The 18,234-nt window shown below is 69.9% G+C and carries 17 protein-coding genes; 10 read left to right on the top strand and 7 right to left on the bottom strand.

Features of this window, described 5'->3' with window-relative positions; genetic code table 11:
- Window positions 1–2 precede the first annotated feature (2 nt).
- Complete coding sequence (locus OIE13_RS11285) at window positions 3–338, bottom strand: ArsR/SmtB family transcription factor (RefSeq protein ID WP_326640325.1); 336 nt, start codon at window positions 336–338, stop codon at window positions 3–5.
- A gap of 108 nt (window positions 339–446) precedes the next feature.
- On the opposite strand from OIE13_RS11285, the gene OIE13_RS11280 reads away from it, so the two are divergent.
- Window positions 447–1,460: a tyrosine-type recombinase/integrase gene (locus tag OIE13_RS11280; RefSeq protein WP_326640327.1), complete on the top strand. Its 1,014-nt coding sequence runs from the start codon at window positions 447–449 to the stop codon at window positions 1,458–1,460.
- 23 nt (window positions 1,461–1,483) lie between these two features.
- Here OIE13_RS11280 and OIE13_RS11275 read toward each other — a convergent pair whose 3' ends face one another.
- A complete protein-coding gene (locus OIE13_RS11275) occupies window positions 1,484–3,172 on the bottom strand; it encodes a hypothetical protein (RefSeq protein ID WP_326640329.1) in 1,689 nt (562 codons plus the stop codon).
- On the opposite strand from OIE13_RS11275, the gene OIE13_RS11270 reads away from it, so the two are divergent.
- The 3 genes from OIE13_RS11270 (at window position 3,158) to ligA (ending at window position 5,999) form a co-directional block, all read left to right on the top strand.
- Window positions 3,158–3,730, top strand: coding sequence for a Tn3 family transposase (locus OIE13_RS11270; protein ID WP_326640333.1), 573 nt, complete (start codon window positions 3,158–3,160; stop codon window positions 3,728–3,730). The genes OIE13_RS11275 and OIE13_RS11270 overlap by 15 nt on opposite strands.
- A gap of 128 nt (window positions 3,731–3,858) precedes the next feature.
- On the top strand, window positions 3,859–4,410 hold the full coding sequence (locus tag OIE13_RS11265) for a DUF6444 domain-containing protein (RefSeq protein ID WP_326640335.1): 552 nt from the start codon (window positions 3,859–3,861) through the stop codon (window positions 4,408–4,410).
- Complete coding sequence (ligA, locus tag OIE13_RS11260; protein WP_326640337.1) at window positions 4,410–5,999, top strand: NAD-dependent DNA ligase LigA; 1,590 nt, start codon at window positions 4,410–4,412, stop codon at window positions 5,997–5,999. Before OIE13_RS11265 ends, ligA begins: the two co-directional genes overlap by 1 nt.
- An 88-nt stretch (window positions 6,000–6,087) precedes the next feature.
- Here the strand turns inward: ligA and OIE13_RS11255 are convergent, their stop codons facing one another.
- The 5 genes from OIE13_RS11255 to OIE13_RS11235 form a co-directional block, all read right to left on the bottom strand.
- Entirely contained in the window at window positions 6,088–6,492 is a 405-nt protein-coding gene (locus tag OIE13_RS11255; RefSeq protein WP_326640339.1) for a RidA family protein, read from the bottom strand.
- Between the two features lie 112 nt (window positions 6,493–6,604).
- Window positions 6,605–8,488: an FG-GAP repeat domain-containing protein gene (locus tag OIE13_RS11250; protein WP_326829964.1), complete on the bottom strand. Its 1,884-nt coding sequence runs from the start codon at window positions 8,486–8,488 to the stop codon at window positions 6,605–6,607.
- A complete protein-coding gene (locus tag OIE13_RS11245; RefSeq protein WP_326640343.1) occupies window positions 8,488–10,998 on the bottom strand; it encodes a hypothetical protein in 2,511 nt (836 codons plus the stop codon). Before OIE13_RS11245 ends, OIE13_RS11250 begins: the two co-directional genes overlap by 1 nt.
- A 417-nt stretch (window positions 10,999–11,415) precedes the next feature.
- Window positions 11,416–12,363 carry a sugar kinase gene (locus OIE13_RS11240; RefSeq protein WP_326640345.1) on the bottom strand — a complete coding sequence of 316 codons (948 nt, stop codon included), beginning with the start codon at window positions 12,361–12,363 and terminating at the stop codon, window positions 11,416–11,418.
- Complete coding sequence (locus tag OIE13_RS11235) at window positions 12,356–13,009, bottom strand: bifunctional 4-hydroxy-2-oxoglutarate aldolase/2-dehydro-3-deoxy-phosphogluconate aldolase (protein WP_326640347.1); 654 nt, start codon at window positions 13,007–13,009, stop codon at window positions 12,356–12,358. Before OIE13_RS11235 ends, OIE13_RS11240 begins: the two co-directional genes overlap by 8 nt.
- 130 nt (window positions 13,010–13,139) lie before the next feature.
- On the opposite strand from OIE13_RS11235, the gene OIE13_RS11230 reads away from it, so the two are divergent.
- Genes OIE13_RS11230 through OIE13_RS11205 form a run of 6 tightly spaced genes read left to right on the top strand, consistent with a single transcriptional unit; the run spans window position 13,140 to window position 18,218 of the window.
- Window positions 13,140–13,961: an IclR family transcriptional regulator gene (locus tag OIE13_RS11230; protein WP_326640349.1), complete on the top strand. Its 822-nt coding sequence runs from the start codon at window positions 13,140–13,142 to the stop codon at window positions 13,959–13,961.
- A 47-nt stretch (window positions 13,962–14,008) separates the two neighbouring features.
- Window positions 14,009–14,743: a creatininase family protein gene (locus OIE13_RS11225; protein ID WP_326640351.1), complete on the top strand. Its 735-nt coding sequence runs from the start codon at window positions 14,009–14,011 to the stop codon at window positions 14,741–14,743.
- Entirely contained in the window at window positions 14,740–15,498 is a 759-nt protein-coding gene (locus OIE13_RS11220) for an amidohydrolase family protein (protein WP_326640353.1), read from the top strand. The genes OIE13_RS11225 and OIE13_RS11220 overlap by 4 nt, the downstream gene beginning before the upstream one ends.
- Window positions 15,495–16,601: a mandelate racemase/muconate lactonizing enzyme family protein gene (locus tag OIE13_RS11215; protein WP_326640355.1), complete on the top strand. Its 1,107-nt coding sequence runs from the start codon at window positions 15,495–15,497 to the stop codon at window positions 16,599–16,601. Before OIE13_RS11220 ends, OIE13_RS11215 begins: the two co-directional genes overlap by 4 nt.
- On the top strand, window positions 16,598–17,485 hold the full coding sequence (locus tag OIE13_RS11210; protein ID WP_326829963.1) for an amidohydrolase family protein: 888 nt from the start codon (window positions 16,598–16,600) through the stop codon (window positions 17,483–17,485). The genes OIE13_RS11215 and OIE13_RS11210 overlap by 4 nt, the downstream gene beginning before the upstream one ends.
- The gene (locus tag OIE13_RS11205) at window positions 17,475–18,218 is read left to right on the top strand and encodes an amidohydrolase family protein (protein ID WP_326640360.1); all 744 of its coding nucleotides are present in this window, start codon (window positions 17,475–17,477) and stop codon (window positions 18,216–18,218) included. The genes OIE13_RS11210 and OIE13_RS11205 overlap by 11 nt, the downstream gene beginning before the upstream one ends.
- Window positions 18,219–18,234 lie beyond the last annotated feature (16 nt).

Genomic DNA, 18,234 nt, shown 5'->3' with positions numbered 1-18,234 from the left:
GTTCAGTCGCAGGCGGGCATCGCGGGAACGGGATTGCCCATCACCACGTCGGCGGCGGTGGGAAAGCAGCTCACGCAGTCCTCGTTGATCCGGTACAGGCTGGAGGTGCCGTGCCGCTCCACCAGGACGAATCGCACCTCCGACAAGATCTTCAGGTGGTGCGACACCGTCGACTGGCCGATCCCGACGGCGGCGACGATCTCCCCGACGCTCATCGGCTCGCGCCGCCGGGCCAGCAACGACACGATCTGGATGCGCGTGCCATCGGCCAGCGCCTTGAACCAGCTCGCGTACTCCTCGGCCGCCTCGCGGTCCAGCGGCTTCAGCTTCTCATTCATCGAAAATCGACGATAATCGATTAAGATGAGCGGGGCAACACCTTCGGCTCCGCTCGATCTTCGCGGTCTGCTTCCGGAATTGTTCAATTCCGGAAGCAGACTCCGGGTATGACTTCCGGAAACGCGCAGAAGCCGGTAGCGCAGGGGCTCGAAACGACTTCCGGAAACACGCAGCCGCGATTGCGGGGCCGCCGCCCTGCTCAACTCCCGCCGCCCTACGATCGGGCGCTGGCCGACTACGGCATCGCATTGGAGGGCTCGCCGCTGGCCGACTCCAGCCGGGCCAAGTACCTGTCGCGGGTGCGCGGGTTCCTCGCCTTCGTCGCCGAGGCCTCAGCCGACGGCATGCTGGACGGTGACCCGCTCGCCGACCCCGCGGCCGCGGCCTGGGCGGTGCGCGACTATCGCCGCCATTTGAAGAACGGCCGTCGTGCGCCCATCACGATCGACAACGTGCTGGCGGCCGTCGATGACTTCCACGCCCGCGCGGCTCTGGCCGTCACCCCTGCGCGGCGTGAGCGCGCCGTCCGGCGCACCGCGCCCAAGGCTTTGGACGAGCGCCGGGTGCGCCGCTACCTGCGCGAGGTGGAGAAGAACGCCTCCACCCGGGATGCGGTGATCGCGTTGCTGCCCTACCTGGCGGGCCTGCGCATCGGCGAGGTCGTCGCCCTGGAGGTGGCTGATGTGCGGCTGTCGGCGCGCAAGGGCGAGCTGCGGGTGCTCGGCAAGGGCCACGGCGGCGGCAAGATCCGCACCGTCGACCTCCACCCGGACCTGCGTACCGCGTTGCAGGCCTGGCTGCAAGAGCGCGCCACCTGGCCCGGCGCCGCCGGTGCGGCGTTGGTGCTCAACGTCCGCGGCGGCCGCCTGAGCGACCGGGCCGCCCGCGACATCATCGTGCGTCTGGGCGCCGCGGCCGGCATCAACGACGATGTGGCCGAGCCGTTCGGCCCGCACGTACTGCGCCACACCTTCGGCACCCAGCTCGTGCGCGCCGGCAAAGACCTCATCCTGGTCGCCGAGCTCATGGGCCACGAGCGCCTGGACACCACCCGCCAGTACACCCTGCCCACCTCGGCCGACCGCGCCGCCGCCCTGGAGGCGCTCATCACCGACCACTGAACGAGCTGTGCCGGATGGCGGCCTCAGGTGTGAAGCAACGACGCGGGATCACCTACCGTGCACAAGTCGTTGAACAGGCCGTCGGAGGTTGCGCGGAAGGCCGCGTGGGTGGCGGCGAGGGGGGAGCCGTCCATTGCGGCTTTCAACGCCAGTGACACGCCTTGTCCGGCCAGCTGATCGCTGAAGCCGAAGACGGTGTCTGCCGCTGCCACGGTGACGGGGCCACCGTGGGTGATCGCGTTACGGATCCGGGCCAGGCGCGACAACAGACAGATCCATCGCTGGCCCAGCTCATCTTGCCAGGTGATGACGGAGGCTCGGTCGTGCAGCCGCGCGGCCAGGGTGTGTACCCGGCGTCCTTGCGGATGGTGGAGGGGATAGATGGAGACCAGCTCCGCCAAGGCGGTCCGGCTACTGCCCGCCACCAGCAGCGCCCGCCACCTGTCATCATCGATCTCCAGCACCTGGCCACGCAGGACCTTCAGGCGCTTCCATTCCTGCTCGGGCAGTCCATCGGAGCCGGCGCCCACCGCCCGCAACACCGTGTTGGTCACCTCCTCGCGCATCGCGTTGGTGATCCACGCCGCGCGCAGGTAGTCACGCACATAGCGCTCCCAGGCAGGGGCATGCAGGCGGGCGCCGAGAAGTTCCAGCACCCGCACATTCAAGATCACACCCGCGGGGGAGGACTGCTCGCGTGCGCGGCGCCACCAGCGCAGAATCTCCAGCGCCTGCGCCACTGACTCCTCGGCCGCCGACAGCCGGGACAAGACGCTCGCGGCGTTCACGGCGATCTCGTCGTGGACGCGGCCAGATCCTGCCCCGAGGCGGTCAGAGGGGCGGGTGAAACGTTGCCAGGCCGAGCCGCGAGCGCTGAGGTGGGAGTACCCGCTCATGAGCCGCCAGTGATCTTCGGTGATGTGGCCGCTGTGGAAAGTCGCGACCGTGACCAGCGCGTCGACTTGATCGGCGGCCACCGCTACCGGGTCGCTGTAGATGCCCGCGGGAAGGTCGACGCGGGCCAGCACCACACCCTTGGCGTGCGGCAATTCCTCGGCCATCACGGTGGCGTCTTCTTCGCTGAGTTCGGGCACCAGCGAGGTGTAGGCGGCGGTGACCGCCTCCGGCGTGGCCGGTATGCGCTCACTGTCGAAGAAGATCACCCGCTCGGCGCGCAGCACACCAGTACGCAGCCGGGCCCGCTCGAAGGCCAGCCACACCACATGCCCGCCGGTGCGCAGGGGCAACGCCAGCAGGCGCAGGCACAGATCACGTTGCTGGGTGACCTTCAAGCCCGCCAGAGCCCCCACGGTGAGATGGCTCAGACCGGAGCCGACCGGCTCCTGGTCACCGACCGCCACCCGCGCGGCGTAGACGGCGACCGGCTCATCAGCCAGTACCCCGGCCAGCGCGCGGCACAGATCCTCCACGTTGCGCCCGCTACGACGGGCCAGCAGCAGGAACAGGTCGCGGCGAAGCGCGATGGTCTGGGCCGTGGTCTGGGCCGTCGACGTACACGGCTCACACGCCTTGCCCAGATCACGCCATGCCGCCTGCACGATCACCGGGTCGGCCACCGCGGCCATCAGCACTTTGACCGCAGCGATGGCGGCGGCCTTGAACGGCGTCGGGTCCGATGCCACGCCCACCGTGGCCAACTGGCGGGCTACCGCGGCGAGCTCGCCCTCAACCCCTCGGTGCGCATCGAGCACCGTGACGGCAAGGACCATCTCGCGCTGACCGGTCTGGACAAACTCGACGAACCCGCCTCTCTTACCGCGCTACGCGCCGACGTCGACGCCCGCATCCCCGCCGTCGACCTGCCCGAGGCGCTGCTGGAGGTGCATTCGTGGACCGGCTGCCTGGAGCACTTCGTCCACCTGTCCCACGCCCCCTCCCGCAAAGACGACATGACCACCTCGATCGCCGCGGTGCTGGTCGCCCAGGCGATGAACGTCGGCATGGGCCCGATGGTCAGCGACGGCGACCCCGCCCTGAGCGTCGACCGGCTGTTTTGGGTCGAGCAGAACTACATCCGCGCCGCCACCATCACCGCCGCCAACGCCGCCCTGGTCGACCACCACGCCCGCCTGGGGCTGGTCGCCGCCTGGGGCGGCGGCGAGCTGGCCTCCGCCGACGGGCTGCGGTTCATCGTCCCGGTCAAAACGATCAACGCCGGGCCCAACACCAAGTACTTCGGCAAGGGCAAAGGCGCCAAAGGCGTCACCTACTACAACTTCACCTGTAAGCATTCATCCCCTGCGCGATGAGTAACGAGTGAGCCGTGTCTCTCACGTTGCGTCACTTTGATCAAGTGTGCGGATCGTGGTGAGATCATCCGGTGTCTGGCCTGGAGGAGATGTCACGCGAGGAGCTGATCGCTCTGTCGCGGGCTCTCTTGGCCGAGAACGCCCGGTTGACCGAGCGGGTGACCGCCTTGGAGAAGGAGAACACCGAGCTCCGCGAACGGGTCACGCGACTGGAGCGGCTGCTCTCGCGCAACAGTGGCAATTCCGGGATGTCCTCGGCCGGTGACGATCTGCCCGGCAAGACGCAGCCGAAGGCCAAGCCCGGCCGCGGCGCGAAACGCCGTCCGGGTAAACAACCTGGTGCGCCGGGAGCCACTCTGGCCTGGTCGGATGATCCTGACGACACCCTCGATCATTTCCCGTCCGGGATGTGCGGATGCGGCGCTGCCTTGACCGGCGCGGCCGATCTGGGTGTCACGGCCCGCCATCAGCAGGTCGAGGTACCGCTGATGAGCGCCACCACCATCCAGCACAACCTGCACACGGTGGCCTGCGGCTGCGGCAAGGTCCACACCGCAGCCCGGCCGCCAGGAGTGTCATCCGCGCCGAACCGTTCCGGATCGGGAACCCACACCACACGCCACTCGCCCACGCACTCACCTCCGCTGTCCCTTGAACATACTCATTCTTCAGGGAAGTGATGATGACCGCGTCGCAGTTCGAGCAGGCGTGCGCCAAGCGCCACGCGCACGACGGCAGCACGTTCGCCAACCCGCGCAGCGCCGCCGCCGGCACACTGCGCGCACAGGACCGGCCGTACGTGTGCGAGCTGACGTTCTTCGGCTACGGCGCGCTGCCACACCCCGACGACGCCTCCGAGCCGGCCGTGCGGCTGCGCGAGCTGCCGCACAGCGAGGTCATGGCCTGGGTCGCCGGGCAGGGCGTGCAGACTCCCGCCGTCACCGACGTCGGCGGGATCGTCGCCGCCACCCTGGAACAGGTCCAGGAGCGAGTCGAACAGATCGCCGCCAAACGGGCGGATCTGGCCTTCGGCATCGACGGCATCGTGATCAAGTGCGATCTCGCCGCGGACCAGGCAGAGGCCGGTTTCAGCTCGCGTGCGCCCCGGTGGGCGATCGCCTACAAGCTGCCCGCCACCGAAAAGATCACCAAGCTGATCGGTGTCGAGTGGAACACCGGCCGCACCGGCGTCATCGCCCCGCGCGCCGTGCTGGAGCCGGTCGAGCTCGACGGCAGCATCGTCACCTACGCCACGCTGCACAACGTCGCCGACATCACCCGCCACGGTCTGATGCTCGGCGACAGCGTGGTCGTCTACAAGGCCGGAGACGTGATTCCCCGGGTCGAGGCCCCGGTCGTGCACCTGCGCACCGGCGACGAGCAGCCGATCGCGATCCCGCAGGTCTGCCCGTCCTGCGGCGACGCGATCGACGCCTCCCAGGAGCGGTGGCGGTGCGTACGCGGACGTGCCTGCCGGGCGATCGCCTCCATCGGCTACGCCGCCGGCCGCGACCAGCTCGACATCGAGGGCCTGGCCGAAAACCGCATCCAGCAGATGCTGGACGCCGGGCTGATCGCCGACTTCGCCGACCTGTTCTATCTGACCCGCGAGCAGGTGCTGGGCCTGGAACGGATGGGCGAGACCAGCACCGACAACCTGCTGGCCGCCATCGAGCGGGCCAAGGCGCAACCGCTCAGCAGGGTGTTCTGCGCGCTGGGCGTGCGCGGCACCGGCCGTTCCATGAGCCGCCGCATCGCCCGGCACTTCGGCAATATGGACGCCATCCGCGCGGCCGACGCCGAGGCGATCCAGGCGGTGGAGGGCATCGGCCCGGAGAAGGCGCCGGTGGTGGTGGCCGAGCTGGTCGAGCTCGCCGACCTCATCGACAAGCTGGTCAAGGCCGGGGTCACCATGACCGAGCCGGGCTGGACGCCACCTGCCGGTCCTGACACCGAGGCCCGCGCCGACGCGGAGGCGAGGGGCACGGCCGAGGGTCCGCTGGCCGGGATGTCCGTCGTGGTCACCGGCGCGATGAGCGGAGCGCTGGAGGCGCTGACCCGCAACCAGATGAACGAGCTGATCGAACGCGCCGGAGGCAAATCCTCCTCCAGCGTCTCGAAGAAGACCAGCCTGCTGGTGGCCGGGGAGAAGGCGGGCTCCAAACGGGCCAAGGCCGAGAGCCTGGGCGTGCGGATCGTCGGCCCGGAGGAGTTCGCCGGCCTCGTCGGCCCGGAGGAGTTCGCCGGCCTCGTCGGCCCGTTCATTTGATCAGGACGGAGTCCGGCGTGTCCGGCCAGGTCCTTCTCACCGCGCGCGCCGACGGCCCCGAAGGCCGGCTCGGCGCGCGCGGTGAGGATCAGGACCGTCGGCGGCTGCCCTTGACCGCGACGACGTCGATCTCCACGAGGATTCCGCCGAGGCTGGATCCAGCGGTCGTGCGGGCCGGGCGCGGCTCGTCGAAGAACTCGCGGTAGGCCGTGTCGAAACCGTCCCAGTCGTTGTCGATGTCGGCCAGGTGCGCGGTCACCTTGACGACGTCCTGCAGGTCCGCGCCCGCCGCCTCCAGTGCGGCCGCGACGTTGCGCAGCGTCTGGCGGGTCTGCTCGGCGACGTCGTCGCCGACGATCGTCCGGGTCACCGGGTCGACCGGCCCGAAGCCCGCGGTGTGGACGAGATCTCCGACGACGACCGCCTGGGAGTAGGCGCCTCGCGGAGGCGGAGCCTGGTCGGTGTGGATACCCACCTTCATATGATCTGTCATGCCTGATTCCTCTCGATGGCCGGTGCCGGCTCCGAAGGTCGACCGGGTGTCGCCGCCGGGTGACCGGCTCCTACCAGGACCGGTTTTCCCGGCAAGGGTGGTGTCACGGGCACTAAAGCACCAGGGAGAGCGCGCTCTGGAAGCCGGTGCCGCCCGATCTGGGGGTGCTGGACCAGCGGTTGCCCGAGGTGGCGCCGTTGTTGGCGTAGATCGACAGTCCGCCGGAGGCGTCGCCGACCACCAGGTCCGGCCCGGAGCCGCCGGTCACATAGCCGAGGCCGAGCGACCGCGTTCCGGTCCAGTTGCCCGGCACCACGATCGGATCGGTTGACGCGCCGGTCGGGAAGACCCACAGGGATCCGTCGTTCTCCAGGTCGACGAGATCGGCGATGCCGTCGCGGTCCACGTCACCCAGGGCGAGCCGGGTGGCCGTCTGCCAGTTGCTGCCGACCCACGCGCGCGGCGTCCACGGGAAGGCGGTGCTGGATCCGTTGCCGGGGTAGGCGTACATGTCGCCGGCGTTGTCGCGTCCGACGAGGTCGGCGCGGCCGTCGCCGGTGACGTCCCCGGCCATCAGGTGGTTGAAGATGTTCCAGCCGGTTCCGCCGAAGTAGCGGCCGGTCCAGCGCAGGCCGGTCGTGGACCCGTTGTTGAGGTAGATCCACAGGGTGCCGTTGGACAGGCGTTTGTCGACCGCGAGCACGTCCTGAAGCCGGTCGCCGTTGACGTCGGCGAGGAGGACCTGCGAGGCGAAGCCCCAGTCGGTTCCGGCACTGACCCTGTCGGGCCAGGGATTGCCGGTGGCCGCCTTGGTGTTCGGCAGGAGCCACAGATCGCCACTGCGGGCGACATGGGCGACCAGGTCGAGCTTGCCGTCGCCGGTCACGTCGCCGGTCACGACGTCGAGCGCGTACTCGAAGCCGGTGCCCGCGGCGAAGCGGGTCGTCGGCGACCACATCGAGCCCGCCGTGGCGCTCTGCCAGGGGTGAATCCACAGGGCGCCGGAGGGGTCCCGCGAGATCACGTCCGGACGCCCGTCGCCGGTGACGTCGTCCATGGACAGCCGGTCGGCGCCACTCCAGCCGCCGGTGCTCCCGTACACGATCGAGGTCCAGAAGTTCGACGTGGTCGACCCGTTGTGCGGGTAGACCAGGAGGGCCCCGGTGGTGTCGCGGGCGACGATTTCGGGTTTGCCGTCATTGGTGACGTCGTCGAGCATCATCATCTGGGCGAGGTTCCACCCGTTGCCCGACCAGATCGGAGACTGGGTCCACGGGTTGGAGGTGACCGAGCCGTTGTTCGGGTAAACGTAGAGGGTTCCGCTGGCTTCGGTGGGGTTGCGCGCCAGCAGGTCGGGTTTGCCGTCGCCGGTGACGTCGCCGACGAGGATCCGGTCGACGATGTTCCATCCGGTGCCGGCGGCGAAACGACCGGGCCACGGGTTCGCCGAGCCGGAGCCGTCGTTGGGGTAGATGTACAGCGTGCCGTTGTTCGCCGAAGGGTCGCGCACGACGACGTCGGCGCGGTTGTCGCCGGTGACGTCGGCGACGATCAGGGTGTCGGCGAACTCCCACTGCGGCGGCGTCGCGGTGTAGGTCGTCTCCCACGGATTGGAGGTGGTGGCCCCGTTGCCGGTGTAGACGCGCAGCGCTCCGGCGTCGGTGCCGGACAGCTGGGCGACCAGGTCGGCCCGGCCGTCGCCGGTGACGTCGTTCGCGGCCGGCGACGGGGTCGCGGCGGTGCGGGACGAGCCCGAGCGGGTGGCCGGCTCGGGGGCCACGGCCAGAGTCTTGGCACGAATTCCGCTGACGTCCCACTTCTTGGTTTTGCCAGCCTTACCGGGCTTACCGGATTTGCCGGAGTGGTAGGACTCGGTGGGGCCGGGGGCAGGCCGCTTGCGGTCGTCGCCGGGCGCCGCGTGCGCGGCCGGGGCGACGGTGAGGACCGCGAGGGCGAGGGCCGCGGCGACCGCGGTCGCGCGAATCGACGTCGTCATCAGAGTTCAATCCTTCGTCCGGCGCGGTACCTGTTTCCGTTCACGACGATCCACTTCAGTCCCGGCAGCGGCGGTGTCTCGACGATCACGCGCCCCGGCTTGTGGTGCCAGTCCCCGCTGAACTCCACCTTGAGCGTGTCGTGACCGCTGCGGTCGTCGTCGACGTGGCGGTCGTCGTCCCGATCGCGGCCGCGGCCGCCCTCCAGCTTGAAGCGCAACGTTACCGGCCCGAACTTGGTCGGGACCTTCTCGAAGCGGGTCTGCTTCTTGCCCGACAGCCACTCCAGCGGGCAGAGCCGCAGCAGCTGCAGCTGGTTCGGGACAAGGCTGTCGTCGATGACCGCGTGCAGGAGCGACCAGGTGATGATGGGGTGGGAGAAGAGGTTGCCGTAGATCGCGTTGCGGTGCTCGCTGGAGATGTAGGTGTCCTGCGAGAGGCCGCCGGTGAGCAGGCCGTACAACCCCTCGATGAAGGGCGCCCGTTCCCCCAGCTGCCAGGTGTGGAACATGTTCCAGCTGTAGCAGGGCTCGGCCGAGGACTGCTCGTGGTCGAGGACGGCGCGGTCCAGCGCGTTGTGGTGCACCGCGTCGAACACCAGGGTGTTGGGGCCGACCCGGAAGAACTCGACGAACGACTTCATCATCGGGTCGGAGGCCGGCATCAGTCCGGCCCACACCGACATCAGGGCGCCGGTGTCGAGCATGGTGAAGGCGTCCCAGACGCCCTCGCCCGCGAACTGCGGCCGGAAGACCGGCCACTGCTTGCCCTTGGCGTCGGTCCACTTCACCGACCGGTCGGCGAGGTCACGAACGGCCTGGACGAACGTCGTACGGAAGGTGTTCGCGAACGTGGCGAACTCGGCGGCCCGGGGGTGCTTGATCCGCTGCAGGAACTCGACGGCGGAGGCGAGCCCCTTGTAGGTGAAGCACTGGCTGATGAAGCCCTGGGTCTCGACGCCCTCGTCGGTGGAGTGACCGGGGGGCATCAGGCCCTGGACGCCGCTGTGGTTGGTGAGCCCGCAGGCCTGGACGATGTAGTCGCAGGCCTTGACGATGACGTCGGTCCATTTGGCGATGAACGCCGGCCGGTTGGTCAGCAGCGCGTGAACCGACAGGATCTCCAGGATCGCGCCGTGGTCACTGATCCAGTCGACGGCCTGCAGCGTCTTCGGGGTCGACAGGTATCCCGGGTAGGTTCCCCCGGCGAAGACCGCGCCGGGTGGCGTCCGCGTTCCCTGGGTGGCCGCGTAGATCTCGATGTGGTTCTCGACGACGTCGTGGTAGCCGAGCCGGTCCATGAACATGTGGCTGACCATGGAGGTCGGCGTGCTCCACAGCACGTCGTAGGCGTACGAGCCGGACAGAAACGTGAACAACCCGGTGTCGGGGCTCTTCTCCGCGACCACTTGAGCGAGCTGCGGACCACGGCGCATGACCTGGTTGATGTAGTTCTCCGGGGTGTCGACCACGGCGATGGACGCCGCGTTCTCCTTCCAGAACGCCTGGCACTTGGCGAGCGCCGCGTCGCGGCCGAGCGCGGCCTCGGCCTTGGCGTCGGCGAGCGGCGCGGGGATCATCGGAATCAGCACGTCGATGTAGGCCCCGACCGTCGCGGGCAGGCCGAGCCGCAGGTCGTACACACCCTTGACCTTGTTCTCGGTCATGGCGATGGAGCCCTTGTCGGCGGTGGTCACCATGACCTTGACGTTGCCCTCGTTGTCGGTGATGGGCACCGTGATGGGCTTGCCGGTCGGGTTCCACACCCGGCCCATCGTCAGGCCGGCGAGGATCGGCGCCGTCTCGGGGAAGACGGTGAGCGGCACGCCGTCCTCGTCCTGGTAGGGCCCCGCGGGCTTCATGTACGAGCCGCTGAGCCAGAGCTGGAACACGAAGTCCTTGACCGCGTTGACCGGGTCGACGTGGGTGACCTCGAAGCGGGTCCAGGAGTACATCGGCTCGGTCGCCGTCTGGACGGCCTGTTCCCCCGGGACGTGCGCGAAGATCGACTGCTTGATGACCAGGCCCTCCTGGCGGCGGTGTTCGGTCCACAGGACCGGGGTGTCGCTGTCCTCCTCCCAGCCCTGCTTGCCCTGGCCGAGGTCGTCGTCCCAGACCTCGTACTGGAAGGTCGGGAAGGGCCGGAAGCCGCCGCCGCGCATGGGCATGACGACGGTCGTCTGGAAGTTCTTCCCGTGCCAGGGCTGGGTGTTGGGCTTGGCCGCCATGACCCAGCTGGGGTCGCAGATGAGCGCGCCGTTGTAGACGACGTTGAACCGGAAGAGGTGGCCCTTCCAGCCGATGGGCGTCCACACGTTGCGCTGCGCCGGCCACCAGTGCTTGGAGCGCTCGATGTTCGGCTCAGGGTCGGTCGCGGCCAAGGGGGTCGGCACGAACGTGTCGGCGTGTGCGGCCGACAGTCCGGTCAGGGGGGTCGTGGCGGCCAACGCGCCTCCGGCGACGACGGCTCCGCCGGTCATCTGGAGCATTCGGCGCCTGGATGGTTCAGTCACTTGGACAGCCTCCTCGAACGGCACTCGCACAGCGTCGGTGCCGGACGTGATGACAGGGGGGAAGGTTTTTTCGGCATTCCGAAAATATATTCGGAGTATCGATAATTGGAAACTGTGGCACCGGTATCCGGGAAAGGCAAGGGGGTGCGTCACAGTAAGCGACAATTCGCCCGCGACGGGATTTGTCAGACGGATAGCATGAAACTCGCACTGGGCAGTGTCAGGATCCGGTGACAGCAGGCGGATCCGGCGGCATCGCGAATCGGCGGCATCGCGAATCGGCGGCGCCGCGCGGCGGCCCTCCCCTGGCGGGCTTGAGGCGCGCCATGTCGCCGGAGTCCGGGCTCGCCCGCAACGTGGGCGCCCGTCCGCGACCGCCGGATGCCAAGGCCGTGCTTTACCCCGGGTGGCCTGCCCTCACCGGACCGCTGTGCCGTCCGGCAGGTCGAGCATGGACAGCTCCGCGCGAGTCGGCGCTCCCTCCCAGTCGCCGTGGCCGGCGACCGCGAAGGCTCCCGTGGTGATCGCCCGCCCCAGCCGTCCGGCCGGCGGCAGGCCGTCCAGCAGCCCGGAGAGGTATCCGGCGACGAAGGCGTCACCGGCGCCGATCACATCGACGGCGGTGACGGGCCTGGCCGGAAGGGTGAGCGTCTGGTCGGCGGTGAACATCGTGGCACCGGCCGGCCCGCGCTTGACGACGACCTCGGCCACTCCCCCGGCGAGCAGCGTCCGTACCCTGCTCGCCTCGTCGTCACCGGCCGCGGCGAGCGTGAGCTCGTCGTCGGAGGCGATGACGATGTCGGCCTCGGCGGCCAGTTCGGTCAGCACCTGGCGGGCCGTGGTCTCGGACCAGAGCCGGTTGCGGTGGTTGACGTCCAGGCAGACTCTCGCACCGGCGGCCCTGGCCAGGCGCACCGCGGCGCGCACGGCCCGCTCCGGGCCCTCACCGAGGGCCGGGGTCACCCCGGTGATGTGCAGGATTCGCGGTGGGGCCGGGATCGCCGCGAACGCCTCCTCCACGTCGGAGACGGAGAGCCTCGCGCCGGCCGAGCCGTGCCGGTGATAGTCCACCCGCGTCAGCCCGGCGACGCGCTGTTCGAAGACCACGATGCCGGTCTGCGCCGGGTCGGTCCGGATCGCGGCGATGCCGACCCCCTCGGCGCGCAGGGTGCGCCGTACCAGCTCCCCGAGCTGGTCGGGTCCGACGGCGCCGACGAACGCGACGTCGTGCCCGAGCCGGGTCAGGCCGATGGCGACGTTGGCCTCGGCGCCGGCGACGCCGATGCGGGCGGTTCCCCCGAGCCGGACCTGGCCGTCGGCCCGCAGGCAGGCCATGACCTCACCGAGTGTCAGGACATCAGGCATCTCGTCGTACCAGCCCTTCGTGCCACGCCGCGGCGAAGGCGGCTGCGCGTTCGGTCATCGTCCCCCAACGGCGGTCCGCAACGAGGTCCGCCGAGACGAGCGCGCCGCCGACACCGACACCGACACACCCCATCCGGGCATAGGGGACGAGGTCTTCCAGCCTCACCCCGCCGGTCGGCAGCAGGGGAACGTCGTCGAGCGGTTCGCGCACGGCCCGCAGGTAGCCGACGCCACCGAGGGCGGAGACGGGGAAGACCTTGACCGCGGCGGCGCCGTGCCACCAGGCCAGGTCGATCTCGGTCGGGGTGAGCGCACCGCACACCACCGGTATGCCGGCGGCGTGAGCGACGGCCAGGACGTCCGGCATGGTGGTGGGGGTGACCAGGAAGCGGGCGCCCGCGGCGATCGCGGCGCCGGCGTCGCAGGCGGTGCGCACGGTTCCGGCTCCGACGAGAACGTCGGGGTGCGTGTTCCAGCGGCGGATGGCGGCGAGTGCCCCGGGGGTGGGCAGGGTCACCTCCATGACCTCCACCCCGCCATCCAGCAGGGCGGTCGCGATGGCGTCGTCGGGTTCCCCCTCACGCAGGCGGATGATGGCTACGACACCGGAAACGGCCGGCCCCGGGTTCGTGTGTTCGGCGCTCATGAATCCCATCCTTTCGATATGATGAAATTATTATCGGAATACCAGAATATCGAACCCCGTTCCGAGAGGCAGCCACCGACGCCGGCGCCGTGGGGCACGGGAACGACGAGCCGAAAGGTAGGACCGATCGATGTCTGATGGTGGCAGTGGGGCGGAGCGTCCGGCGTCTCCGGGTGTGGACCGCACGCTGACCGTTCTTGAGCAGCTGGTGACGGCCGACGAGGACCTCACGCTGACCGCACTGGCCAAGGTGACCCGCATCCCGCTGGCGACCTGCGCGAGCATCGTCTACACCCTGGAGCACCGCGGGTACGCCACCCGCCGGGTGGTCGGGCGCAGTCACTTCTGGCGTCCCACGCTGCGGCTCTACAGTCTGGCCAGCCAGCTGGTGCGCAAGGTCGACCTGTCGCAGATCGCGACCGCCGAGATGCGCGCGCTCGCCGAGGAGCTGGGGATGCCCGTCCACATCGGGGTCCTGGACGGCGCGTCGGTGGTCTACGTGGCCAAGGCCGCGACCCCGGGTTTCATCCAGTTCGACACCTATCCGGGCAAGGTCGCACCCTTCGACCTGACCGCGCTGGGCCGGGCCATCGCGGCCCACCTGCCCGCCGACGAACTCGCCGTCCTGCTGCCACGACTGGCGGCCGGGCAGGGACCGCGGGCCCGGGAGTCCGACTCGAAGGCGTTCATGGAACTGCTGGAGAGGGTGCGCGCCGACGGCTACGCCATCGAGGAGGAAGAGGAACAGGCCGAGATCTCCTGCCTGGCCGCGCCGTTCTTCGACGCCGAGGGCCGGATCACCGGGGCGGTCGGGGTGACCGGTTTCGCCCGTGACTTCATCGGTGACCGGCGCGACGCCGCCGCGGCGGGCGTCGTCCATCTCGGCATCGTGATCTCCCGGCGGCTCGGATGTCGGAGCGGGTCATTGCCATCCGAGTTCGTCGGCTCCTAAGATTCGATGTATCGGAAATAAATACGATATATCGAAGGATGTTTGATGTGTCGATAGCTCTGCGATGGTCCGAAACGGATCGTGACCGGCTAAGGCGGCACCTGCCCGAGGCCGTCGTCATCATCCCGGTCGGTGCGACCGAGCAACACGGGCCGCACCTGCCGACCTCGACGGACACCCTCATCGCCGCCGCGGTCGCCGACGGCGCGGCGACGGCGGCGGCCGGTCGTAGCGACAGGCCGTTGATCGTCGCCCCCGCGATCGACTGGGGTGCCTCGGATCACCACCTGCCCTACGGCGGGACGCTCTCCCTGTCACCGGAGACGCTGCTGGCCGTGATCTGCGACCTGTTCCGTTCGATCGCGGCGCAGGGCGGGCGGCGGGTGGTCCTGCTCAACGGGCACGGCGGCAACGTCGGGGTCTGCCACGCCGCGGCCGCCGCGGGCTCGACCCGGTTCGACCTGTCCGTCGCGCACCTGGACTACTGGCGGCTCGCCGACACCGAGGGCGAGCCGCCGGTGCCGGGACACGCCGGGGAGTTCGAGACCTCGATGGTCCTGGCCCTCCGGCCCGGCCTGGTCGGCCCGCGCGCCCCCCGGCCCCAGGCGCCCGAGGTCGTGACCGTCCAGGGAGTGGACCTGCACTCCGGTGCCGTGTGGCGCCGGATCGACGGCTTCACCGACCGGCCCGAACTGGCCCAGGCCGACGAGGGCAAACGGCGGCTGGAAGACCTCGTCGGCCGGGCGGCGGACCGCCTGGTCGAGCTGGCGGGCGTCCTGTGATCGACTTCCACACCCACACCCCCACCTGGCGCACCACCAGCTGGCTGGGCGGCGTCACGTTCGGCGCGGACGAGTTCGTCGCCTTCATGGACTCGGCCGGCATCGACCAGGCGGTGGTCCTCAGCCACGACGGCCTCTTCGACGCCACTCCCGAGGCCAACGACGACCTCGCCGCGTTCGTCGGGGAGTACCCGCAGCGACTCGCCGGTTTCGGGACCGTGCACCCGCGTCGCGCGGACGCCCCCGGAGAGGTCGACCGAATGCTCAACGAGCTCGGGCTGCGCGGCCTCAAGCTGCATCCGTGGCTGCAGGGCTTCAGCATGCACGAGTCGGCGCTCGACCCGATCTGTGACGTTCTCGCCCAGAGCGGCGGCATTCTGCTCAGCCATGACGGGACACCGCCCTACTCCACCGGCGGTCAGATCGCGGCTCTGGCCCGGCGGCACCCCTCCCTGCCGGTCGTCCTGGGGCACGCCGGGCTGCACGACACCTGGCGGGAGTCGCTCGCCCTCACCATCGAGACCCCCAACCTCTACATCTGCATCTGCGGCACGCCGCCCTACGCGGCGCGCGAGATCCTCTCCCGGGCGCCCTCCCACAAGGTCCTGTTCGGCACCGACGCCGGGCTGTCGGACCGCAAGAGCCAGGACTACGCGGTGGCCCGGGTGGCCGAGATCGACGGGTGGGGGATCACCGACGAGCAGCGCCGGGCGATGCTGGTCGACAACCCCCGCGCACTGCTGGCGGGGCGGTGAGACCGACCGTCGCCGCGGTCCACACCGCGGCGATCAGCCTCCAGGTACATCCGGACCTGGTCGTCACCGGCGCCAGGGGAACCCACGCCCGTTCGGACTTCCTGCTGGTCCGCGTGGTGACCAGCACCGGCGTCGAAGGGTACGGCGAGGTCAGCGCGACGCCGCTGTGGAGCGGCGAGGACGGCGTCAGCGCCGCCCATTTCATCCGCGAGATCCTGGCCCCCGCCCTGGTGGGCCGGCCGCTCGCGCCGGTCGGCGGCCTGGAGCTCCTGATGGACCGGCTGCTCGCGGGCAACCCGTTCACCAAGGCGGGCGTGTCCATCGCGCTGTGGGACGCGTTCGCCCGGACCCTCGACGTCCCGCTCGCCGTGGCGCTCGGCGGCCCGTACCGCGACGAGGTCCCGATCAAGCTCTCCCTGTCCGGCGACGCCACGGCGCTGGACTCGGTCTTCCGTGCGGCGACCGCGGCCGGATTCCAGGCGTTCAAGGTCAAGGTCGGGCTCGGCGTCGCCGGTGACGTCGCCCGGGTGTCCCGGGCCCGGGAGCTCGCCGGTCCCGCGGCCTTCCTGGGAGCCGACGCCAACGGAGGGTGGACCCGCAGCCAGGCGGCCCGGGCGATCCCCGCACTGGCCGAACAGGGCGTCTCGTTCGTCGAGCAACCGGTCGCACCGGCCGATCTGGACGGCATGCGGCAGCTGCGAGACCTCGGCCTGCCGGTGATCGCCGACGAGTCGGTCTTCGGCCTGGCCGACCTGGCCGCGCTCGTACGGGCACAGGCCGCCGACTGCGTCAGCCTGTACGTGGGCAAGAGCGGCGGGCCCGGGCGCGCCGTGGAGATGGGGCGGCTCGCCTCGTCCTTCGGAATCGACACGCTCCTGGGCTCCAACGGCGAGCTGGGCATCGGCGCCGCCGCACAGCTCCACGTCGCCTGCGCGTTGCCGGCGTTGTCACCGGAGTTCCCCTCCGACATCATCGGCGCGCACTACTACACCGAGGACATCCTCGCCGAGCCACTGGACAGCGACGGCCGCCGCGTCAAGCTCGGCGACTCACCCGGACTGGGAGTCCGGCCACGAGCGGACCTGATGAGGAAATTCCAATGATCGTCGATGTGCACGCCCACACTCCCACCCACCGTGACGCGGTGCCGGCCGAGGAGGCGTGCGTCTTCACCTCCTGGCGCACCGACCGTCCCGTCGTCACCACGAACAGCTGGGCCGACTTCGACAGCGCCATGTCCGCGGCGGACGTCGCGATCGTGTTCAACATCGCGGTGGCCGACCCGGCCGCCGCGACCGGCATACCGCACGCTCCGGAACGTACCAACGACGCGACCGCGGAGTTCGTGGCGAACGATCCCGCCCGCCGCATCGGGTTCATGTCCGTCGACCCCACGTCCGCCGACTGCCTGGAGGAGGCCGAGCGATGTCGTGAGATGGGACTCGTCGGCGTCAAGCTCGGCCCGAACTACCAGAACTTCGATCCGCTCGGGGAGCCCGCGCTGGCGTTCTACGCCTACTGCGAGCAGAACGCGCTGCCCATCCTCTTTCATCAGGGGGCGTCGCCGATCCGCGCGGCGCCGCTGCGCTACACCTACCCGCTGGTGACCGACGAGGTCGCGCTGCGCTTCCCCGAGCTGCGCATCGTCATGGCCCACATGGGCCATCCCTGGGGTAAGGAGACCGTGGCGACGATCCGCAAGCACCCCCATGTCTACGCCGACGTCTCCTCGATCTATCTGCGGCCGTGGGTCTGTTACGAGTCGCTGCTGGCCGCGGTCGAATGGGGGTGCACGCACAAGCTCCTGCTCGGTTCGGACTACCCGATCGCCAACACCGGCGAGGCGATGGCGGGGCTGCGCGGCGTCAACAGGATCCTGGAGGGCACCGCGCTGCCGCGCGTGCCGGCCGAACTCATCGAGCAGATCATCCACGCCGACGCGCTCTCCGCCCTCGGCCTGACCGTGGGAGAACCCGTTGATCGTTGACGCGCATGTACGGCTGGGGCAGGGACGTGAGGCCGGTCTGGAGGCCGATCAGCTGATCGCGACGATGGACTCACTGGGCATCGACGTGGCCCTGGTGGCACCGGACGAACGTTGTATCGCCTACGACAACCGGGCCGGCAACGAGCGGGTGGCCGCGGCCGCGGCCGCGTCGGAGGGACGGCTGATCCCGTACGCGGTCGCCAATCCATGGCGTGGACGAGCGGCCGTGGAGGAGCTGGAACGTGCCAGGGACGCCGGTGCCCGCGCTCTCAACGTGGACAGCGTGCTTCAGGGCTTCGATCTTCTCGACGGGCTCCTGGACCCGTTGCTGGACTTCGCGGCCGAGGCGAGCTGGCCCGTCTACGTCCGCACCGGCACTCCCCCGAGTGCGCTGCCGTTGCCCCTGGCCAGCCTGGCCCGGCGCCGGCCGGAGACGCCGTTCGTGATGGGCCGCAGCGGTGCCACCGATTTCTGGATCGACGCGGCGCCGGCGTTGCGCTACGCGCCGAACCTCTATGGCGACACCAGCTACGCGCCGTGGGACACCGTCCTGGTCGAGCTGGGCCGGGATCCGCAGATCGGCCCGTCGCGGCTGGTCTTCTCCACCGACGCCCCCTACGCGGTGCCGCGCTCCGAACTGCGCCGGGTGCTGGACTGGCCGATCGACGACGACGCGCGGCGCGAGGTGCTCGGCGGCACCGTCATGCGTCTTTTGCCACCTTCTCTCGGCTGACAGTCGTTTCCCCCGC

Source organism: Streptosporangium sp. NBC_01810 (genome assembly GCF_035917355.1).
In the GTDB taxonomy this organism is placed as follows: domain Bacteria; phylum Actinomycetota; class Actinomycetes; order Streptosporangiales; family Streptosporangiaceae; genus Streptosporangium.
Note: the sequence above shows the minus strand (reverse complement) of the source record. Positions and strands in the feature narration are given on the sequence as shown.

Excerpts from the sequence above, each read along its gene's own strand:
- OIE13_RS11285 (WP_326640325.1), bottom strand. The coding sequence starts at position 338 with ATGAATGAGAAGCTGAAGCCGCTGGACCGCGAGGCGGCCGAGGAGTAC.
- OIE13_RS11280 (WP_326640327.1), top strand. The coding sequence starts at position 447 with ATGACTTCCGGAAACGCGCAGAAGCCGGTAGCGCAGGGGCTCGAAACG.
- ligA (WP_326640337.1), top strand. The coding sequence starts at position 4,410 with ATGATGACCGCGTCGCAGTTCGAGCAGGCGTGCGCCAAGCGCCACGCG.
- OIE13_RS11255 (WP_326640339.1), bottom strand. The coding sequence starts at position 6,492 with ATGACAGATCATATGAAGGTGGGTATCCACACCGACCAGGCTCCGCCT.
- OIE13_RS11250 (WP_326829964.1), bottom strand. The coding sequence starts at position 8,488 with ATGACGACGTCGATTCGCGCGACCGCGGTCGCCGCGGCCCTCGCCCTC.
- OIE13_RS11240 (WP_326640345.1), bottom strand. The coding sequence starts at position 12,363 with ATGCCTGATGTCCTGACACTCGGTGAGGTCATGGCCTGCCTGCGGGCC.
- OIE13_RS11235 (WP_326640347.1), bottom strand. The coding sequence starts at position 13,009 with ATGAGCGCCGAACACACGAACCCGGGGCCGGCCGTTTCCGGTGTCGTA.
- OIE13_RS11230 (WP_326640349.1), top strand. The coding sequence starts at position 13,140 with ATGTCTGATGGTGGCAGTGGGGCGGAGCGTCCGGCGTCTCCGGGTGTG.
- OIE13_RS11210 (WP_326829963.1), top strand. The coding sequence starts at position 16,598 with ATGATCGTCGATGTGCACGCCCACACTCCCACCCACCGTGACGCGGTG.